Origin of the sequence: Paenibacillus sp. TCA20 (assembly GCF_000732325.1) — a bacterium.
GTDB lineage: Bacteria > Bacillota > Bacilli > Paenibacillales > Paenibacillaceae > Paenibacillus > Paenibacillus urinalis.
In genome coordinates this window covers 344,317-365,518 of the sequence record NZ_BBIW01000003.1, presented here as the reverse complement: position 1 = coordinate 365,518, position 21,202 = coordinate 344,317, and the positions used below count along the sequence as shown (strand labels likewise).

Annotated in this window: 19 protein-coding genes and 1 other annotated feature; of the genes, 3 read left to right on the top strand and 16 right to left on the bottom strand. The window is 45.7% G+C overall.

The features are described from left to right. Window positions 1-15 precede the first annotated feature (15 nt). The 3 genes from TCA2_RS07965 to TCA2_RS07955 all read right to left on the bottom strand — a co-directional run bounded on the left by TCA2_RS07965 (window position 16) and on the right by TCA2_RS07955 (window position 2,195). On the bottom strand, window positions 16-1,086 hold the full coding sequence (locus TCA2_RS07965) for a Xaa-Pro peptidase family protein (RefSeq protein ID WP_047911039.1): 1,071 nt from the start codon (window positions 1,084-1,086) through the stop codon (window positions 16-18). Between the two features lie 31 nt (window positions 1,087-1,117). Beyond that, entirely contained in the window at window positions 1,118-1,573 is a 456-nt protein-coding gene (gene aroQ, locus TCA2_RS07960) for a type II 3-dehydroquinate dehydratase (protein WP_047911038.1), read from the bottom strand. A 133-nt stretch (window positions 1,574-1,706) separates the two neighbouring features. Beyond that, on the bottom strand, window positions 1,707-2,195 hold the full coding sequence (locus tag TCA2_RS07955) for a YqhR family membrane protein (RefSeq protein ID WP_047911037.1): 489 nt from the start codon (window positions 2,193-2,195) through the stop codon (window positions 1,707-1,709). A gap of 287 nt (window positions 2,196-2,482) precedes the next feature. On the opposite strand from TCA2_RS07955, the gene TCA2_RS07950 reads away from it, so the two are divergent. Both TCA2_RS07950 and TCA2_RS07945 read left to right on the top strand, forming a co-directional pair. Next, window positions 2,483-3,487 carry a DUF1385 domain-containing protein gene (locus TCA2_RS07950; protein ID WP_047911036.1) on the top strand — a complete coding sequence of 335 codons (1,005 nt, stop codon included), beginning with the start codon at window positions 2,483-2,485 and terminating at the stop codon, window positions 3,485-3,487. Window positions 3,488-3,496: 9 nt separating this feature from the next. Then, a complete protein-coding gene (locus TCA2_RS07945; protein WP_047911035.1) occupies window positions 3,497-3,826 on the top strand; it encodes a hypothetical protein in 330 nt (109 codons plus the stop codon). A gap of 96 nt (window positions 3,827-3,922) precedes the next feature. Here TCA2_RS07945 and TCA2_RS07940 read toward each other — a convergent pair whose 3' ends face one another. Together TCA2_RS07940 and mntR are read right to left on the bottom strand one after the other, a co-directional pair. After that, on the bottom strand, window positions 3,923-5,509 hold the full coding sequence (locus tag TCA2_RS07940; RefSeq protein WP_047911034.1) for a family 10 glycosylhydrolase: 1,587 nt from the start codon (window positions 5,507-5,509) through the stop codon (window positions 3,923-3,925). 136 nt (window positions 5,510-5,645) lie between these two features. Then, window positions 5,646-6,071, bottom strand: coding sequence for a transcriptional regulator MntR (gene mntR, locus TCA2_RS07935; RefSeq protein ID WP_047911033.1), 426 nt, complete (start codon window positions 6,069-6,071; stop codon window positions 5,646-5,648). Between the two features lie 204 nt (window positions 6,072-6,275). Here mntR and splB point away from each other — a divergent pair, with 204 nt between their 5' ends. Beyond that, a complete protein-coding gene (splB, locus tag TCA2_RS07930) occupies window positions 6,276-7,346 on the top strand; it encodes a spore photoproduct lyase (RefSeq protein ID WP_047911032.1) in 1,071 nt (356 codons plus the stop codon). A gap of 93 nt (window positions 7,347-7,439) precedes the next feature. On the opposite strand, the gene TCA2_RS07925 is transcribed toward splB, so the two are convergent. The 11 genes from TCA2_RS07925 to TCA2_RS07880 all read right to left on the bottom strand — a co-directional run bounded on the left by TCA2_RS07925 (window position 7,440) and on the right by TCA2_RS07880 (window position 21,202). Further along, window positions 7,440-8,153, bottom strand: a complete 714-nt coding sequence (locus tag TCA2_RS07925) for a cytochrome c biogenesis CcdA family protein (protein WP_047911031.1) — start codon at window positions 8,151-8,153, stop codon at window positions 7,440-7,442. A 53-nt stretch (window positions 8,154-8,206) separates the two neighbouring features. Continuing rightward, on the bottom strand, window positions 8,207-9,010 hold the full coding sequence (locus TCA2_RS07920; protein ID WP_047911030.1) for a metal ABC transporter permease: 804 nt from the start codon (window positions 9,008-9,010) through the stop codon (window positions 8,207-8,209). A 21-nt stretch (window positions 9,011-9,031) separates the two neighbouring features. Then, window positions 9,032-9,781 (bottom strand): metal ABC transporter ATP-binding protein, encoded by a 750-nt coding sequence (locus TCA2_RS07915; protein ID WP_047911029.1) that lies wholly within the window; start codon window positions 9,779-9,781, stop codon window positions 9,032-9,034. A gap of 57 nt (window positions 9,782-9,838) precedes the next feature. After that, window positions 9,839-10,939 carry a metal ABC transporter solute-binding protein, Zn/Mn family gene (locus TCA2_RS07910; protein ID WP_081872309.1) on the bottom strand — a complete coding sequence of 367 codons (1,101 nt, stop codon included), beginning with the start codon at window positions 10,937-10,939 and terminating at the stop codon, window positions 9,839-9,841. Window positions 10,940-11,140: 201 nt separating this feature from the next. Next, complete coding sequence (gene metG, locus TCA2_RS07905) at window positions 11,141-13,138, bottom strand: methionine--tRNA ligase (protein WP_047911028.1); 1,998 nt, start codon at window positions 13,136-13,138, stop codon at window positions 11,141-11,143. Between the two features lie 81 nt (window positions 13,139-13,219). Next, window positions 13,220-13,504, bottom strand: a binding site (T-box leader). 76 nt (window positions 13,505-13,580) lie between these two features. Beyond that, window positions 13,581-13,832 (bottom strand): membrane protein insertion efficiency factor YidD, encoded by a 252-nt coding sequence (gene yidD, locus TCA2_RS26540; protein WP_081872308.1) that lies wholly within the window; start codon window positions 13,830-13,832, stop codon window positions 13,581-13,583. Window positions 13,833-13,834: 2 nt separating this feature from the next. Then, complete coding sequence (locus tag TCA2_RS07900; RefSeq protein WP_047911027.1) at window positions 13,835-14,296, bottom strand: Fur family transcriptional regulator; 462 nt, start codon at window positions 14,294-14,296, stop codon at window positions 13,835-13,837. A 162-nt stretch (window positions 14,297-14,458) separates the two neighbouring features. Then, window positions 14,459-16,759: a copper amine oxidase N-terminal domain-containing protein gene (locus TCA2_RS07895; protein WP_047911026.1), complete on the bottom strand. Its 2,301-nt coding sequence runs from the start codon at window positions 16,757-16,759 to the stop codon at window positions 14,459-14,461. 168 nt (window positions 16,760-16,927) lie between these two features. Further along, complete coding sequence (locus TCA2_RS07890; RefSeq protein WP_047911025.1) at window positions 16,928-18,520, bottom strand: response regulator; 1,593 nt, start codon at window positions 18,518-18,520, stop codon at window positions 16,928-16,930. Beyond that, window positions 18,511-20,331, bottom strand: coding sequence for a sensor histidine kinase (locus TCA2_RS07885; RefSeq protein WP_047911024.1), 1,821 nt, complete (start codon window positions 20,329-20,331; stop codon window positions 18,511-18,513). Before TCA2_RS07885 ends, TCA2_RS07890 begins: the two co-directional genes overlap by 10 nt. A 43-nt stretch (window positions 20,332-20,374) precedes the next feature. Continuing rightward, window positions 20,375-21,202 carry a carbohydrate ABC transporter permease gene (locus tag TCA2_RS07880; RefSeq protein ID WP_047911242.1) on the bottom strand — a complete coding sequence of 276 codons (828 nt, stop codon included), beginning with the start codon at window positions 21,200-21,202 and terminating at the stop codon, window positions 20,375-20,377.

Below are 21,202 nucleotides of genomic sequence, written 5' to 3'. Positions count from 1 at the left end.
CCCTCCTAATAATAGTTACAGCTTCAAAAGTTCTTTGTTGGAATGCGTGAGCAGGCGAATCCCTGATTCTGTAATCACGACATCATCCTCAATTCGTACACCGCCGATTCCAGGCAGGTAAATGCCCGGTTCCACGGTAACGACCATACCAGGCTCAAGAATATCATCGCTCAGCTTGGACAGTCTGGGAGATTCATGAACCTCCATGCCCAGACCATGTCCGGTACTGTGGCCAAACTGGTCTCCATAGCCGTATTTCGTAATCACATCTCTTGCGAGAGCGTCTGCTTCTCTTCCTGTCATACCCGGCTTTATATGTTCCAAAGTATGTAATTGGGCTTCCAATACAATATCATAAATCTCCAGCAGCTTAGCTGCAGGATTGCCGATTGCAATGGTCCGCGTCAAATCTGAACAATATCCGTCATACAGCGCTCCAAAATCAAACGTAACAAAGTCTGACGTTTCAATCACTTTGTTACTGGCAACCCCATGCGGCATTGCTGAACGTTCGCCAGAAGCTACGATCGTATCGAACGAAGATGATGCTGCACCATTTTTGCGCATGAAGAATTCCATTTCCAGATCTACTTCACGCTCTGTCATTCCCGGCTTGATCACATTCAGGATATGCGAAAAAGTTGAGTCAGCCAAGTCTGCAGCACGCTGCATTATGGCAATCTCGTTCTCATCCTTGTAAATCCGCAGCTTCTCCACCAGGCCGCTGACAGGCACGAGAGACACGGGCTTCAATTGCTCTGAATAGACCCCATACGTAGAGAAAGTGACGAGATCCTGCTCAAATCCAAGAGACTTGATACCCTCTTTATCCAGGAGCTCTTTAACCGTACTCATCGGCTTGGCTGCATGTTCCACTACCGTGTAACCTGCTGCCTGCTGAGAAGCTTGTGTCATGTAACGGAAATCCGTAAGCAAATAGGCTTGTTCAAGCGTAATCAATACATATCCGGCTGAACCCGTAAATCCGGTCATATATCGTCTATTAATAGGACTGGTGACCAAGAACGCTTCCAGCTGAGACTCCTGCATCGCTTTACGCAATTTCAACACTCGGTTGTTCCCCATGATTATACCTTCTTTCTTCGCTCTCGTTCATTCAATCCATCGAAGCGTCTTGTGTCTCCAAATAGCGATACATCGCGTTTAGAGCATGTTCATAGCTGTAAGCTCCGAAGCCAGAAATTTGACCAATCGTTACCGCTGCAATGACCGACGTATGCCGGAAAGACTCCCGCGCATGAATATTAGACAGATGAAGTTCGATGGTAGGAATTTTAACTGTGCTCAAAGCGTCACGAATAGCATAGCTGTAGTGAGTAAAGGCACCTGCATTAAGCAATATTCCGTCAACTTCCCCCAAGGAAGCATGAATTCGGTCGATAAGTTCGCCTTCATGATTCGATTGATAAAAAGTAATGGATACGGAAAGCTTCTCCGCCTGAGCACGAAGCATTTCTTCAATGGATTGAAGACTTTGCTTGCCATAAATACCAGGCTCACGCACACCAAGCATATTCAGGTTCGGGCCGTTCATGACCAGAATCCGTTTCATATCCTCGCGCACCACCTTTCCTGCAAATAACCATCTGCTATTTTACCATACCGGATATTGGATTGAGAAGCTTTTTTGCATCAAGACAGAAGTGGTGAGCGATCGGTGTAGTTACATATTAGCTAGCAATTTATTATGAGCCCATCTGGGTGTCTCTTTTACGTTCATCCGTAAACTCCATTGCGATACTGTAACCGATGAACAATCCCCACAGCAGGAACAAGCAGACTTCGCTAAAGATGGAATCCCAGGTCAGCTGGTTTAGAGGCTTCATCATCCCTGTCCAGGGACCAATCCATACAAAGAGAATGACCCACCAGACTATCCCATAGATCAGGCCAGGTATAGGCCCCTTCAGCTTGCGGAACAGATAAGTATATATAATGGAGGCAAGCAGTGAGAAGACAATGAAAAACAGCCACCCGATAAAATGTCCCTGTATTTTATAAATATAAGCATGCTTGAAAAAAGGCTCTGCCAGAAAACCTATCGGTATGACAGTAAAGTTAAAGTAGTAAAATATCCACTGAATACCTCCCCAGATCAACCCTGCAAAAAAACCGATTTCCAACGCAAATACAAATTTATTAGTAATCTCTCTGCGCTGTTCTAAGTGACTCATGATTCATCCTCCTGCAGCTTATGTATTTATTTATCTTCTCGGAAGTAAGAGATCCGCAACTTTTTGGGCTGCAGCTCGTACATAAACACGATCACACTTTTGCATCTGATAACCAAAAGCAATGAATGGCCCTAGCTGCAGCAAATGTCACTATGCATACTCTCATGTAAAACCTTGTTATAACTTGTAGTATGTTCAAATTACTGAAGACTAGTCAGAACTAGAAATTGCTGGCGGAATTCGATACAATGTAGACAATCGAAGTTAAGAATAGGAAGGTGAGTTCTTTGCCTCAAGAATCAAAAAGAGTGGCTTATGGCGGTCAAGCCGTAATTGAAGGGGTCATGTTCGGCGGGAAGCATGTGAATGTCACTGCAGTACGTCGCAAAAACCAAGAAATCACTTTTCTTGAAGTGCCTAAGCAGGACAAATCCTGGGTTACCAAATTGCGTAAGGTCCCTTTTCTGCGCGGGATTGTCAGTCTCATTGACTCCAGCGCCAAGGGAACGAAGCATTTAAATTACTCGGCAGATGCATATGCTGACGACGAGCTGACACCGGAAGAACGTGCGAAGAATCAAGAGGATGAAGATTCTGGCTGGAGTCTGTCGATGATTATCGGCGTTGCTGCCGTAGGTATCCTATCCTTTGTATTTGGTAAAGTGGTGTTGACGGCGGTTCCGGTATTCATAGAGGAATTTCTATTCGGCAGCCTGTCGATCAGCCAGTTCGGTCATACTTTCATTGAAGGAATTATTAAGATCCTGCTTGTCTTTGCTTACCTGTACTTCTTATCCATGACACCAACCATCAAGCGATTGTTTCAATATCATGGTGCAGAGCATAAGGTAATAAGTGCTTATGAAGCTGGAGCTGAGCTCACTCCGGAGAGTGTACAGAAATTCAGCCGTCTCCATTACAGATGCGGAAGCAGCTTCCTGGTGCTCAGTGTCATTGTCGGGGTGCTTGTCTATTCTGTATTCTCGATCCCGTTTCCTTACGATAATGTATGGGAGCGTGTAGGACAGCGGCTCATGCTCTTGCCGATCGTACTCGGTGTTTCATTTGAAGTATTAAAGTTTACAAACGCAGTAAGAGACATACCGGTTCTTCGCTTCCTTGGTTATCCGGGCCTGTGGCTTCAGCTTCTTACAACCAAAGAACCAACGAACGAGCAGGTTGAGGTATCGATTGCCTCCTTTAACCGTATGCGTGAGCTTGATGCGGAATTTGAAAAATCACCCGCAACGTTCAGTGTAACTAGCGGTAATCTTGATCCTGTGAAAGGATGAGGATCTGACATGGTTAAGCATGCAGTAGCTTTTTGGATCATCATGATATTGGCGGTCTTCGGCTTATATGATATTATTCGATCTGGTTTATGGAGTGAACTAATCTTCCCCCTGATCCTGGGAGGACTCATCTTCTGGTTCTATAAGCGTCCCCCTCGGGCATTGACCGGCAGACACCCTAAAGTGAAGCCTTCCAAAGCAACGATGGCGAAGCTCGAACGGAGTAAGTCAGGACATAAACCCGGACAGACAATGAATAAGCGCAAGAGCTACCCTTTTCATGTCATTGAAGGACAGAAGAAAAGCAAAAATGACGATGAGCTTCCTAAATATCATTAGCAAAAGCAAAAGTCCTTTGACCTGCTAAAGGTCAAAGGACTTTTTATGTTGTAGATCAGCAGTTTATGAAGCCTTTAATATTCTAGAAAAGTCATTTCATTTTCCGTAATAGTTTTGCAGTAAACCGATCAAGCCAAGAGGATTCTTGGTCAGGTATTGTGCACTAAAGTAGATGTCGCCATCAACTTCTTCATACTGCTCATTATATTTGAGCTGATTAATGATTTCATTTGCGGTGTGCCAGCCCGCTTCGGATGTTCCCAGCTTGTAAGGTGAGTGACCTATATACAGATCCACATCGGTCCCTGACACCTCATCGACCCACCAGTCAACCAGAATATCGTATCTTGCCGCTTGGAGTGACATGCTCCAATAAATCTGCGGTGCAACATAATCAATCCACTCTTTCTGAATCCAAGTACGCACATCCGCATGCATATCATCATAGGCGGTCACGCCTGCCTTCGTATTCGAGCCTGTCGGATCATCTGCGATGTTTCTCCACACGCCAAATGGACTAATTCCATACTCGACTCCAGGCTTCACAGCTTGTATCTGTTCCCCCAGTGACTGAACGAACCTGTTAATATTATCTACACGCCAGTCATTAATATCTTTATAGTTGTTGTAATTATACGCTTTGAAGGCAGCTGCATCATTAAAAGTGACATTAGATGGGTAGAAATAGTCGTCCAAATGAACGCCATCGATGTCATAACGATTCACCACTTCCATGATGGCATCAATAATATGCTGTCTTGCATCTGGGATACCCGGATTAATGTACATCTGATTCTTAGCGGTTACGATCCAATCCGGATGTACATTCACTACATGATTGGCTGCATTCTTGCTAATGTCTGCCGTCGTATTCGCGCGGAAAGGATTAAACCAGGCATGGAATTCCATCCCCCGTTTATGTACTTCCTCGATCATGAAGCTGACAGGATCATACCCTGGATCCACCCCTTGGGTGCCAGTCAATACTTTGTTCCATGGAACCAGTGTGGAAGGATAGATCGCGTCAGCGGCACCTCTCAGCTGAACAAATACCGCATTGATTCCCATAGACTCCAGCTTATCAAGCTCCTGGATGAAATCACTCTTCTGCTTCTCCACATTATTCATAGATCCTGATTTCGGCCAGTCTCCATTAATGGTGGAGATCCATGCGCCTCTCATATCGCTGTCCTCTGGTTCTCCAGGTACAACCGGAATTTCCGGATCTGTCGGCCACAAATTCGTAGAGGTGAGATGAATCGTTTTGGCGGATTGATTCCATTTCACAATCAGGCCCAGATGCTCGCTGACAAAACGAATCGGCACCATCACACGGTTTTTGGTGTTGGTCACATTCGCGGACAGCTGTACCGTTTTTCCGTTCACAATCGCCGTGCTCTTCCCTTGGGTCAAAGACAGGTCGTTGCCAAATCCTTGAATCCGAACGGTTTTGGACGCCTGATTCCACTTAACCGAAGCGCCAATGCCTTCACTGATTACACGAAGCGGCACCATCGTGACATTGACTTTGGGTACGATATAAGGCGCAACGTCAGACTCCAGCTCCTCACCATCCAAATAAATCGTAATTCCTGCCGTACTGGCTGCGAATGTCACAGAGCCCCCTTGAAATGCCAGCAAACAGACTAGCAATAATGCGATGCATTGTTTCCATTTCCTCATACAACCCTTGTCCTCCATAGCTTTGGTATTAGAAAAATAAACCATTTCCTATGAATATAGACGCGGATTCTATTCTGATAGTTGCGTATAAAAAGAAAAAACACCTGTCCCGCAAATAAATCAGGACGGTGCTCTTCTATGATTCGTTGGTCAGTTCTTTATGAACATTCTGTAAATCCTCTAGTCGGGTGTTGTCTCTGCGAAAATATTCGACAAGGGTTTCGATGCAAGTAATGGAATCCCAGCTCAAATGATGCTCAATTCCTTCAACATCGGTATAGATATTCTCATTCTTAACGCCAATCATCGTTAAAAATTCCTCAAGCAGCTCATGACGGTCCATTAGACGCTTGCCAATCTTTTTGCCTTTTGGCGTCAGCACGAGTCCGCGGTATTTTTCATAGATTAAATATTCATCTTTATCCAGCTTCTGGATCATCTTGGTTACAGAGGAAGGATGGACTTCCAGTCCCTCAGCTATATCGGATACACGCGCATAGCCCTTCTCGTCAATTAACTTGTAAATTCGCTCCAAATAATCTTCCATACTGGGCGTTGGCATTTGCCTTACCTCTTTTCATTTATGAACTAGCGTCTGATCGATCGCACAACTTTGCTCTTGTAATGATACATGTTATCACTTGCGATTTGCAAGTCTTAAAGCCTGACAAGCACTTCTTACATGACTGAACTTACCACGCTTAATGGGTGCAAACTGATGGCACAATAACTAAGAATTGAATACAGGGAGAGGAGCCAACTGCCCATGACAATACTCGTTCCGGAAAAGCCTAAACGCAAGCTTAAGCCAACAGCTCCCTTTGTTCCTGATTTAGTTTATTTTGAACCACAGGCATTGGAATATGAAAAAGGCAAACGCATTATGGAATGGGTTAAAGCGAATAATATTGAATATCGTATGACCACTTCGCACAACCGAATTACGAACTTGCCGGGAGAGACAGATCAGGAGAAATACCGTATAGCCAAAAGAACGCTCGTGGTGGGCCTTCGCAAAACGCTTAAATTCGATCAGTCCAAGCCCTCTGCCGAATATGCGATTCCGATATCTACAGGATGTATGGGACACTGTCACTACTGCTATCTGCAGACCACGCTTGGCAGCAAACCTTATATTCGTGTCTATGTAAACACGGAGGACATTCTGCATGCAGCGAAGGATTACATTGAAGAGCGCAAGCCGGAGATCACCCGGTTTGAGGCTGCTTGTACTTCTGACCCTGTCGGGCTCGAACATATTACTGGGAGCCTCGGTGATCTCATTCGCTTTATGGCGGATGAAGAGTTTGGACGACTTCGGTTCGTTACCAAGTATCATCATGTAGATCCTCTGCTGAACATCAAGCATAACGGCCATACGCGCATTCGATTTAGTGTAAATGCTGAATATGTAATTAAAAATTTTGAGCCTGCCACCTCCCGCTTCGAGGAACGTATAGAAGCCGCAGGAAAAATCGCTCACGCCGGATATCCCCTCGGTTTTATTATCGCTCCGATCATTTGGTACGACGGGTGGGAAGAGGGCTATAGCGAGCTGCTGGAAAGGCTTAAAGAAAATCTTCCACAGGAAGCAACCAAAGATTTGACTTTTGAGATGATTCAGCACCGCTTTACCAAGACGGCCAAAAATGTGATTGAACAGCGCTATCCCAAATCCAAGCTGGAAATGGATATAGCGAAACGTGAGACCAAATGGGGAAAATGGGGACAATATAAATATGTATACCCTAAAGATCAGCAGCAGGCACTCCGTGAATTTATTACGGAACGTATCTTCGATGCTTTTCCACAAGCTAAAATTGAATATTTCACCTAAGTTTGCCTTCGACAAAAGCCACTGCCAATCATCTGCATAATGTGAAAAAACCATCAGTCAGCGACTGATGGGCTTACATAACGAAACTATTTTTTAGAATATCATCCATTCCGGTGTAATTCGTTGCAGCCAAATCGTAATTTGTGTCATTCGGTCTGTAAAGAGCAATATGCCCATCAGAACCATAACACTACCCCCGACCTTCATTAGTACACCTGAATATTTACTGATAAATCTCGTCGTTCCAACAAAGAATGCCAGCAAGAAAAAGGGAAGTGCGAATCCTATAGTATAGCCTGTAATAAGCGTAACCCAGGTTCCCGGCTCGGTTGCTGCAATCGCGATGATTGCGGTAAGAATAGGTCCGATGCAAGGAGACCAGCCAGCAGAAAAGCCAATGCCAAAAATAAAAGAGCCAAGGTAGCCAGCCGGCTTCCATTTGACATCAAGCTTTCTTTCCTTCATCAATAGCTGCGGCTGAAAGAGCCCAATGAGAAATAAGCCCATGACCATAATAAGTATTGCTGACAGCATTCGAATGAGGTCCTTGTATTCGTGAAAAAATTCTCCAAAGATGCCTGCGCCAAGTCCGAGTGTGTAGAATACGACGGAAAAGCCCAGGATAAAAGCTAGAGTATGGCTTAACGTGCGCATACGGACCTCGCGCTTATTCTGCTCGTGCTTAAGCTGCTGCACGGATAAACCGGTTATGTAGGACAGATAGGACGGATACAGCGGCAGACTGCAGGGTGATAAGAAGGAAGCAACCCCTGCCAAGAAGGCTAATAATACGTTCACATCAGGCATGACTATAACGCCTCCCTAAGAACGAATGAAAGAATTCGGGTAAGATAAATATCTTAAGCCCGAATTCCTTTTTTACCAAGCATAATGACAATAAGCATCGCAATAAGCAAGAGAACAATCGTTGCTCCAGGAGCGAGATTCCATACCCCTGCAATGATAAGTCCTGCAATAACGGCAATTTCCGAAATAATGACAGATAATATAATGGAAGATCTGAAGCTTCTCGCAATCAAGAGACTGACGGCAACCGGTATGGTCAGCAGTGCCGAGACAAGCAGCGCTCCGACGATCTTAATAGCTGTACTGATTACCAGTGCTGTCATCACGGTAAGCAGCATGTTCAACAATTTTGTAGGAAGTCCGGTAACGGCAGCGGCATCCTCCTCAAAGCTTAGAAGGAAGAACTCCTTATGAAAAATAGACACTACAGCAATAACAATAACCGTTACGATTCCAACAACCGTCAAATCCGTCATATCCAATGTATATATACTACCAAACAAATAACTCATTACGTCCCCATTATAGCCTTTACCAAGAGTAAAGAATAAAGAAGCCAGCGCTACTCCCCCGGACATAATAATGGCGATCGATAATTCAGCATAACTCTTGTAGGCTTTACGCAGCTTCTCTATGGCAAATGAGGCTAAGACCGCAAAGACAAGTCCAACCGCAATCGGATATACCCCCAGCAAAAAGCCAAGGGCCACCCCCGCAATGGTTACATGCGACAAGGTGTCCCCGATCATCGATAATCTGCGAAGCACAAGAAACAAACCAATCAGCGGGGCTGTGATACCGATCAGTATCCCGCCAGCCAGCGCCCGCTGAAAAAATTCACTCGTTAATATTTCCAATTTCCACGACTCCTTCGGCCCTTATAACAATGTATGCTGTAAATCAGTCTGAGCACAGTTCTCCAGATCATGTGAATGGCGAACATAGAACTTGATCTTGCCGTTCTGCTGATCCGGCTCACTTCCGAGATAACCTTCAATCATATCGATATCATGCGATACCATTAAGAAGGTCATATGATGATGCTGATGCATATGCGTGATCAGCTCGAAGAAGCTTGCCTGCGTCTCCGCATCAATACCTACTGTAGGTTCATCAAGAATGAGCAAATCTGGACGGTTAATGAGCGCCCGGGCCAAAAAAGTACGCTGCTGTTGACCGCCAGACAATTGGCCAATTCTCTTATCAGCCAAATCCTGAATCCGCATGACTTCAAGCGCATCATCGCATTGCTGCTTATGCTTCTGACTCAATCTGCGGAATATGTTTTTGTTGTTGTACAGCCCAGACTGTACGACTTCTCTTACTGTAGCCGGAAACAGTGGATTAAAGGCATTTTTTTGCGGTACATATCCAATTCGTTCCCAGTCCTTAAATTTGGCGATCGGTGTACCAAACATCCGAATATCACCGGATCCTTGGGGCAGCAGTCCAACAAGCATTCGCATCAGCGTCGTTTTTCCCGCTCCATTCGAACCAATCACTCCTACGAAATCTCGTTCTTTCACGGTAAGATTCAGATCCTTAATTACCTGTTGTTCACCGTAAGAAAAACATAGATTGTTAAGCTCAAGGACTGGATCATGGCATAGTGCTGTAGCTGGTTGCATCGACGTTCCATCCTTTATTTCAAGTTCAATCTATTATCATCCTAGCATTATCTTCGCTTATTTTAAAGCGGTGATTAAATTTTGTAAATTTTTCTCCATTTGAGTAAAATAAGTTTCTCCGTTCTGCAGCTGCTCTTCAGTCAATCCTTCAACCGGATTGAGTACCATCGTTTGTACACCCGCTTCTGAAGCAAGTGTCTTGGCCAGCTTATCCGATACCAGCTCTTCAAAAAAGATATATTTAATTCCTTCTTCTTCAACGAGATTAGCTAGCTTCACAATGTCCTGTCCCGTTGGCTCTGCATCAGGAGATAACCCCATGATCGAATGCTGAGTCAGTCCGTAATCTCGTGCAAGATAACCAAATGCTTGATGAGATACTACAATCTCTTTATTGGGTACTTTTGCGAGCTCCTCTGTAAATTTGGCATCCAGATCCTCTAGCTCCTGTTTAAGACCCTCATAGCGTTCTTCATAACCTGCTTGGTGCTCAGGATCTGCTTCAACTAGGCTGTCCTTAATATTTTCTGCCATGATCAGAGCTGATTTGGGGCTTATCCAAGTATGAGGATCGGTGGAACCATGATTATGACCATCATCTGAAGCTGGAGCTTCTTCTTCATGAGCGTGCTCCTCTTCATGAGATTCTTCACCTTCATGTGCATGCTCTTCTTCATGAGCGTGCTCCTCGCCTTCATGGGCATGCTCATCAGCAGCTTCCTCTGCTGCATGATCATGGGTATGACCTTCTGAATCGATCAGCTCGATCCCTTCGCTTACTTCTACAGATTTCACATTAGAATCGCTGTCGAGTCCCTTCAAGAAGTTGGGTACCCATCCTTCAAGTCCTGCACCATTGTACAGAAACAGTCCTGCATTGGATGTATTGACGATATCCTGACTGCGTGGAGTCCAGCTATGAGGATCTACTCCTGCTGGCTGCAAATTGATTACATTCGCATCTTCCCCGCCTATCGTCTTAGCAAATTCATATATTGGATAAAAACTCGTAACGACGTTGAACTTATCTTCCTCAATCTGCCCTTGAGAGCTGCCGTTTGAATCATTGCCACAAGCGGCTGTAAATAACATGATAGCGCTAAGTAATACTCCCCCGGCCATATTCCGCACTTTTTTTCCAGTCAAACTATATTTCATAATGACCTCCGCATCTATTTAATCGTAATCGTAATGATTACTAGCAAATAGTAGTATAGCATCCCTCCCAAGATTGTCAATACTATTTACTGAAAAAAAGAGCGTTCCCTAAAAGGAACGCTCTTCATTGTATAAGCTTAAAATCCTCTTTTTAAGATTATGTGCAGGATGCACCCATTTCATAACTCATTAAAAAGGGGGTTACTTCACGATTGCCCCGTTCGGCATATTTTCAGGCACCGTAGCCAGAGTCAATTGATCTCCATGAGAGGCAGCGAGAATCATCCCTTGAGACAATTCGCCGCGCAGCTTCACCGGCTTCAGATTCGTCACACAAATGACTTTCTTGCCTACCATTTCTTCCGGCGTATAGAACTTCGCAATACCCGATACTACTTGACGCTGCTCATAACCGAGATCAAGCTGCAGCTTCAGCAGCTTATCTGCCTTTTTCACCGGCTCGCACGCGGTAACCTGAGCAACACGCAGCTCTACTTTGGCAAAGTCCTCAATTCCGATCTCCGGCAGTCCTTCCGTTGCTTCTGCTGCGGCTTCTACCGCTTTGGCTGGCTCTGCTTTGGTTCCGCCTGACATAGCACCCGCAATATAGGCAACCTCCTGCTCTACATCAAGTCTCGGGAAGATCGGCTCACCCTTGCGAAGCTCATTTCCTGCTGGAACCAATCCTGCCTGCTTGGTGCTGTCCCAGCTTGTAAGCTCTCCCTCCTGAATGTTAAGCTGCTCCCAAATTTTGCGCGGAGCCTGAGTTAAGAACGGCTGCAGCAAGATGGATGCTACACGCAAGCTCTCCACCAGATGGGCCATAACGGAAGCAAGCTCCTCGCGTTTTGCCTCATCCTTAGCAAGCACCCATGGCTGAGTTTCATCAATATATTTGTTGCACCGGCTGATGAATTGACCAATCAGTGTCAGTGCTACAGAGAATTCCAGATTCTCCATCGCCTCTTCCACTTTCTCCACAGTACTCAGCGCAAGCTCTTCAATCGTGCTGTCAAATTCAGTTACTCTGGATAGGTATGCAGGCGTTTTGCCGTCAAAATACTTGTGCACCATCGCCACAGTACGGTTTAGCAGATTGCCGAGGTCATTCGCGAGATCCGAGTTAACACGCTCTACGAAGCTCTCCGGAGTAAACGTACCATCCGATCCAAAAGGTACCTCACGCAGCAGGTAGTAACGCAGGGAATCCAGTCCGTAGCGGTCAATCAGTGTCACGGGATCAACGACATTCCCTTTGGATTTGGACATTTTGCCATCCTTCATCAGCAGCCATCCGTGGGCAAATACCTTCTTCGGCAGCGGAAGATCCAGCGCCATCAGCATAATCGGCCAATATATCGTGTGGAAGCGGACGATTTCTTTACTCATCAGATGAACATCTGCCGGCCAGAATTTATCGTACAAGGAAGCATCCTCACTGCCATATCCCAGAGCGGTAATGTAGTTCAGCAGTGCATCAATCCATACGTAGACCACATGCTTAGGATCACTGGATACTTTAACTCCCCATTCATAGCTTGTACGGGATACAGCCAGATCCTCAAGACCCGGCTTGATGAAATTGTTAATCATTTCGTTCTTGCGGGATTTAGGCTGGATGAAATCCGGATTTTCCTCATAATATTGAAGCAGCCGGTCTGCATATTTGCTCATTTTGAAGAAATAGCTTTCCTCTTTGACGAGCTCGACGGGATGACCGCTGTCCGGACTTTTTCCGCCAATAATTTTGCCATTCGCATCCTTCTCGGTATCCACCAGCTGTGTTTCCGTGTAATAGGTTTCATCAGGTATACTGTACCAGCCTTCGTATTCCCCTTTATAAATGTCGCCCTGCTGCACCAGTCGCTCAAACACGTCCTGAACGACGGATGTATGCCTCGGCTCTGTCGTCCGAATGAAATCATCGTTTGTGATATCAAGCTTTTTCCACAAATCCTGAATTCCTGCGACAATATGGTCAACAAATTCCTGCGGTGTTTTGCCTGCTGCCTTCGCTTTTTGCTCGATTTTTTGACCATGCTCATCTGTACCTGTCAGGTAACGTACCTCATAGCCTCTTAGGCGCTTATATCTTGAGATCGCATCTCCCGCTACTGTAGTGTAAGCATGACCGATGTGCAGCTTGTCGCTTGGATAGTAAATCGGTGTTGTAATGTAGAATGTTTTTTTGTCTGTCACTTTTGTATGCCTCCTAATGATTAATATGTAATCAAGGGATTGCGGTACCATGTAAAAACAACACAAAAAGACCCTCATCCCATATGGGACGAGAGTCTGTTACACTCACGTGGTACCACCCAAATTCCCTGATCACTTCACACTCAAGTAAGAAATCAGGCTCATACCAGTCAAGCTCATTGCTTAACTGTGCCCGCTAACGCTGGCATGCGCCGCTCCCTTACCTTCCATCTACTAGGACGGATATGGCTCGAAAGCAGTTCCTCCAGGACCATTTTCCGAACTCTGCTTCAGACCGGCTTGCAGCTCCCCCGGCTCTCTGTACTAAAGCATGCATGATCGTACTTATCCCTTCATAGGAAAAATATGCGTACATCTATAATATTGAGCTTATTCAGAAAAATCATACAAAACGGCAGCATCAATGTCAAGGTTCCGCAGCCTATGAAGGCGTATTTCCTTCACTGCCCTTCTTGGGAGGGACGAGGTCCACTCCCCCCGGGTGTAAAGGATGACACTTCGCTATCCGTTTCGCCGCAAGGAGTGATCCCTTCACTGCACCGTGCACCTCAATGGCTTCGAGTGCATAAGCAGAACAGGTCGGATAAAAACGACAGCTGGGCGGCGTCAGTGGTGAGATGAATTTGCGATAGAACTGAACCGGAGCCTTCGCGATGAATCTAGCAGGCTTCATTATTAATGACCTTTGGAAGCAGGCTTCTTCGTACTCTTATAGCCTTTGCCTTCAGTCTGACATTCTCTGCAATATCCAAAAATTTCAAACTTGTGTTCAACAACTTGAAATTGATCCGGCGTGTCTGTAAGATTCATCGGGCAAAACTCGATCGGCAGTGTCTTCTGGCAGTTCAGACATATCAAATGATGATGGTGATGACCGCTGCTGCATGAAGCTTTGAATTTAACCCCGTCTTCAAAAATAACCTGCTCCAGTACGCCGAGCTCCTGCATGACTCTCAAGTTGCGATAGACCGTATCAAAGCTTAGTCCGCTGTATGATTTGCCCATATATTCATAAACGTCTTTTGGTGACAAATAACCTTCTGATTCGGCAAAAAGCCTTGCCAGCGTCTTGCGCTGATCTGTAATTCGAAGTCCTTGACCGGACATAGCTTCAATAATTTGATCCGTGGACAGCATGACTCTTAACCCTCCTGTCATACCTATTTGTGTCATACCCTTATAATGCCTGAAATCAAGAGTCACGTCAACGAACACGTATAGTACATTGATTCGTATTCGACACAAACGTAACAAAAAAAGAACTCTGATGTAGAGCTCTTTTCTTGTATGAATGAATTCTTACTCCTCTATTTGCGGCAATGCCGTAAACAACAGATTGATTGGAAGACTGCTTGCCGGCGCAGCAGTGAACCAGATTTCGACCTTTTGCTCATAGCTGCCTGTTCGGTATAATACAACCTGCTCATTCGGAGCACTTACTCCTCCACTCTTCGCCAGAGGTATGAGCATTCCATTCACCATCGCATAGCCCGAATAGGTTCCTCCGCGAGGATTAAAGGAGATCAGTGTATTAGGAGCTACGGAGTCCAGTGTGATCTTGTACAGGACACCGAAGTTACCCGAGTTGGAGGCTGTTACCCCTACCATCGGATCCACGCCGGCCACGTTCGGGTCATCCTTGTTATCCCCAATCACAAGCCGCTGTGACTTCTCGCCAATTGTCTCGCTGTATCTGATGATGCGAGTTGGATTATCATAAGTTCCGCGGTTATGAACACCATCCCGATCAAGAACCGGCAGCTTCTTCACTGCAGACAGCGGATCCAGCTTCTCATCAATCATAATGACTTTGTAGTCAATTGGATAATTGCTGTAAACATCAGAATACAGTGAAATAATTTGACTCTGGCCAAGACTCGACATGCTCAGATCGGTAAGGATCAGCTTGCTCTCTCCCGGCTTCAGCTGAGTAGTCGACCACTTTGAACCATCCTGCATCGTTTCAAAATATCTTTGCACCGCTTTTTTGCCTGCAGCCTGTGCAATGTTGGTCGGACCTGCGAAGCCTAGATTCTCTGTGCGAAGTGTAGCTGTAGCCGAGTTGTTGTTCGTTGCGACCACGTACATCTTCACTTTTTTGCCGGTGTTATTGAGATGGTGAAGCAAAAATCTCGTGTTGCCGACGGCACGATCCTGATATAGAATCCCTTCACGGGTTACCGTTTCAGGACTATTGCTTCGTATCAGTGTGCCTGGTTGATCCGTGTACGTATAACTCACTTTATCCCAGGTCGGGACAATCGAACCGTCAAAGGCAAATTCCTCCCCAACCGGTGTAAAGAGACGATTAAACTCATTGAGCGTGTACAACGTTTCGTTTGTGATAATAATCGTTTTTTCGTAAGTCCGGCTTGCCCCTTTATTATCAGTAACCGTTAATCGAATCGTCTTGGGTCCAGGTGTGAAAAACGCTGCTGCATTATTGTCCCACTGTGTATCTACTATATACTCGTCATCTGTACTCTCGTCCTTGTACGTAATCAGCTCGCCCATCTTATATTCTTCTTTATCTGTTGTAAACATCGGAATCGGCGGCTGATTCGGCCGTTCTACATTAATGGTAACGGTATAGGCATCACTCCATGTACCGCTTGAATCCTGAACATAATAGCTGACCGTATAGTTCCCTTCTGATTCAAATACATCCTGTCTGCCTTCCCAGCGTTCATTAATGATCGCAAGACCTTTCGGAGAATAAGGAGCTGTTACATAAGTTACCTGATCTCCTGCGTACACCTTGCTCGGCTGAATGCTGAATTTAGCAAGCGGCTTACTCGACAGGTTCAGAATAATCCGTTTATTGATGTTATCCACACTGTAGGTTATGCCAAGTGCTTGGGTAATGGATGTCAGCGGTACCATAAATGTATTGTTCGTCTGATAGGAAGCGCCCTTCATGCTCTTCGAAACGCCGTTAACCGTATAGCTGCTGCTGTTCGTTTTGAAGCGAAGTTCGTTGCTGCCCTGGATGATCAGCGTTTCCTTGGTGCTGTAATTGTATGATACCTTGTATCCGACTCGATCAACCAATGCGCGAATAGGCACATAGGAAACACCGCTCTTCACAACCATCGGCTGTGGAGCGTAGTAAGTAACACCGTCCTGAATCATCTTGCTGCTATTATAAAATAAGATCAGCTGGCTCGCGCTGACAGCTGTATTCGCTGCTGTATTTGCCTTGACCGAGCTTGTCTCCTGAGCAGTTTGCTGTGAAACCGGCTGCTGCTCTACAGCATCCGACTCTATAGAATCCTCTTCGGGAAGTGAAGCCTGGTCTTTCTCAGAGGATTCATCACTTTGAGAATCATCTGGAAGCTCTGCTTCATCAGATATGTCCTGAGCTCCGCTTACGGATCCTTCTGCGGCTTCTGTGTCCTGCTTCACTTCGTTATTGGTGTGTGAAGTACTCTCGTCATTCTTAACATCTTGGGACAGGGTTTCTTGCACACTTGCTGCTTGTTGATCAAGTGCTTGTCCCTGCTGAACTTCTGCTGTGTCTGATTGTGCACTCACTGGAAAAGCCATCAGTACCTGTGAAACGGCAAAGACGGTGAGAATAGATAATTTCTTGAAATTCATTCCTCGACTCCTTCTAATCACTTAGTTGTATCACGATGCATGTCTCATTATTAGACGCAGTTATACTGAAAAAGTTGCTCTACACATTCTAAAAAATGACAAAAAGCAACATCCCCTAAGTCGGAAACGCTGCTCTTATGTCGCCATTTACTTATGATTTGGAAGAGTTCAGTTTGTCTTGGCTGCCATCTCACGAAATTCAGAAGGCTTCATTCCATAATACTTATGAAATACTTTTGAGAAATATCTCCGTTCCCGATACCCCACGGCAGCTCCAATCGAAGCGATGCTCCGATCTGTTCCGGTGAGCATGGCTTTCGCAGACTCCATCCTTTCTCTCGTTACATATTCAACAAAAGTGACACCAAAATGGCTCTTGAATAGCTGGCAGAAGTAGCTTGAACAGATCCCAAGCTGGTCTGCCATCTCTTCAATACCCAGATCTTTATCCAGCCTTGCCGCGATATAATCCCTTGCGGTAGCCACCAGCTCTCCTGCCGTGCGCCTCGGCAGCTCGCTTGCACAAGCTTCTGCCAAGGTAAGTGACAGCTCAAAATATTCCCGGAGTGTAAGCGTTTGTAACATCACATTCCAGATCCGTTCTTCTGCTTCTGTCTTCAGCAGCTTCATTTCGTGCATATCACGGAGCATGAGAACAACAATGTAATGGAAATACTTGATGGCCTTGCCGTTGTTACTCCCTTTGTCGGTGCACATCAAGCTGTAAATTTGCTTCAGCACCGATGTAACCTCATTTTTATTTTTTTGCCTCACCGCCAGGGTCAACCGATCCGACCATACACGAGACATCCATTCAAGCTCTTCGCCTGACTCCTGCTCATCAATATTTGCAATCCTTGTGCCTGAATGCTCAGACATCATCAGCGCCCGCTGGGCATCTCTATATTCTTCGGCCAGCATGTAATCAAAGACCTTCTTGCCGGAAGCATACAATTCTGCAGCCATGCCAGATGCATCTGTAAACCTACGTTCCAGCTCTTCGAGTAAGTCAGGATCAGGGACACGGGAAGTAGACTCAGACAAGGAGGAATCATGTTCAATAACAATACACCATTCTCCATCCCGCGTCTGGATTACTTCTCCTGCTGGCGTTGAAGCCGCCAAATGATCGTCGATTACTGCACCAACCAACTCATGCCAATGCTTACGCTCTTCTTCTGACCATAACAAGGAATTGAGGAAATAATCCTGTGCAACGAGCAAGATGAGTGTATAACGACTTCCACCTGCGGTTGACTTCACATCTTCACATGGATTGGGACTATGGGATTCACCAAGCAATACTTCCTGCAGCCATTTTCGACGAATCCACTTGCTCATATACAGCTCTCGCACCGTGCCCTGCTGCTCCTGCTGCTTCTTATTGCGGATACGGACTGCAAGTGCGCCAATGGTTGACTCCAGCTCAAAATAATCGATCGGCTTGCATATGTATTCACGAACGCCTTGCTGCAATGCAAGTCTCGCATATTCAAACTCCTGGTAGCCGGTAAGCAGCAGAATCTCTGCTTTCCCGCCTCTTATCCGATACTGTTCAATGAATGTTAGTCCGTCCATGACAGGCATTCGAATATCACATAATATGAGATCAGGCTGAACATGGGTACTCAGCTCTAACGCTTCATTTCCGGTACGGGCAGCTCCAGCCACCTTGATTCCGAGCGATTCCCAATCAATAAACTCCTTCAAGTTATCAAGTATAGGCTGTTCATCATCAATTAGCAGCGCACTCAATTCCAAGACGAATCCCCCCAATCGTTTTTGGGCAGCACACACCGGATTGTCGTTCCTGCCCCACTCGCAGAACAGATAAATATACCGTAATGTTCTCCATATTGAATGCGAATTCGGTCGGCTACACTCCGCACTCCAAGACCACGACGTTCAGACATGGCCGGTGATATCGGTTCATCCTCCATTTCCGTCGTCTTCGCCATGTATTCGAACCGTTCAAGGACGGTGTTAGCCATCCCGATTCCATTATCCTGCACTTCAAGCACAACTCTTCCCATATCTTCCCATGCTGTTACCCGGATGAATCCAACGTAATCAATTCCTTCAAACCCATGCTGAATGCTATTCTCGACAAGGGGCTGCAGGGTAAGCTTAAGAATAGGAAAGGATTCAAGCTTCTCAGGAATATCAATCTCATATTCAAACAGCTCAGCAAACCTGTATTGTTGAATCGCCAAGTAGTTCTCGAGATGCTTCACTTCCTCCTTGATCGGAATTTCTTCCACATCCTGAATGCTGATACGTAAAATGCTAGCCAGCCTGTTCACCATCTCGCTGACCTTCCTTCGTTCCCCGCGAAGCGCAAGTCCATTAATGGACTCTAGTGTATTGAACAAGAAGTGCGGCTTGATCTGGGCCTGCAGCACCCGGAGCTCGGCTCTTGTCTTCTGCATCTGCTCGGCCTTGACTCTGCGGAACAAGCTGCTGATTTTGTCCATAAGATCATTGATGCCTTGTGCCAGCAGCTGGAGCTCGTCGTAGCCTTTGCCCTCAATCCTTGCACTCAAATCCCCATCTTCAACTCTGCGCATAAAGCGTACAAGGACTGCAATCGTTCCGGTAATCCGATTCATAAAAAAGACATTGAACATAAGGGCGGCAAATAGACAGCATATAATAATAATCACATACCAGCTGACCAGCTGATTCGTTTCTTTCGCCAAGGAGTTCCATTCAGTTACAGAGACAAGCTGCCATGGATATCCCTTCATCTGGTATTGAGACAGGATGCTCTCTGTTCCATCGAAATTCAGCCTGCTGCTGCGATATCCGTCCCCGCCTGCAAAGGTCTCGCTCATCAGCTCCGACATGTATCGTCCAATATAAAAACCGGAAGGGTCATATACAACGAGCCCGTCTTGGTTCACCATCATGAATTCCGTATCCTGATTCCCGCTCATGCTGAGATTACGGAAGATCCGGTCAATTTCCCAATTCTTGATCTGCACGACCAGAACACCAATGTTCTGGAAAAAACTCAGCTCTTTTACAAGCCTGATTTGAGTAAATACAGGCTCATAGCCCGTGAATTCCGGATGCTCCAGCGGAGCAATCCACAGAGGCACACCATTTAACTCTTTCACTTGATTGTAGAGCGGATGGTTGGTAAACTCCCCGAAAGGCAGTGCCTTGAAGTCTTCCTTCGTAAAAATAGAGACAATCCTCTCCCTGGCGGAATACTCCAAATTATAGAGAAATGCATAGCTGATTGCGGGATAATTATAGAGCATGCTGCGAAAATTCCGCTGACTCGCATTCAGATAGAGCTGATCGCTCTCCCCAAGGTTCACGGGCTTCTCGGATTCAAGCGCCATCTGAAACACAGACGTAGCAATTCCATTGTCTGTTACATTGTTCATTTCCTGAAACACGCTTTCGATGCTGTAGCTGATCGACTTCAGCGCATACTCAGCCTGCTCGCTGTATTTTTTCTCAATTGTACTCGATGTCACGAGAAAGGTTCCGAAGCCCATGACACACATCGGGATGATGATCAATGCCAGAAACGCCACGACAAGTTTGCTACGCAAGTTCAAGAACGCATTTCTCCCCGGTCGAAGAGCATAAGCGTAAGTCTCGTCACCCTTTGACGCTACCTGCGGTTACACCTTCAATGATCTGCTCTTGCAAAATGGAATAAATAATGATAACCGGCACGACACTGTAGACAATTCCCGCTGACATCTGGGCGTAGTTCATCTGGTACTGATCTCTGAACTGCACCATTCCTACAGGCAGGGTACGAAGTGTGTCCGTGGATAAAAAGTAGTTGGCTAGAAGAAATTCATTCCAGTTGCCAAGAAAGTTAACGATAAATACCGTAACGATCGCTGGAATGGTTAGAGGTAACACTATTCTAGCAAATATCCCCTGTGCCCTCAACCCGTCCATAACGGCAGCTTCCTCGATTTCACTTGGGAGCGAACGCATAAAAGCAGCCAGTATAATAATCGTAAACGGAAGCGCATTTGCAATATAAGGAATGATGAGCGCGAGATGCGTATCCAGGATACCCAGCTTGCGGACAAGCAGATAGATGGGCAGCATCAGGGAGTTGTTCGGAATGAGCATGCCGACCAGGATCAGGCTGAAGAAGGCAGCGTTCCATTTTCCATGCTTCATTCTTGTTACCGCAAAGGCAAACATCGCGCCAAGCAAGATGGATACCACCGAGGCTAGGATTGAAATATATAAGCTGTTAAAGAAGTACGTTCCGATCTTGGCATTAACCCAGGCTTCTACATAATTTTCAAATGCAAACTCTTGCGGGATGCCAAACGGATTAAGCGCAATCGCATTGTTATCCTTCTTGACGGATGAGAAGATGACAAATAGAAATGGAAATAGAATTACAAGCAAGTAGCTGAGCAGAAATACATGGGGGATTGATTTACTCAAGGTTCGCAT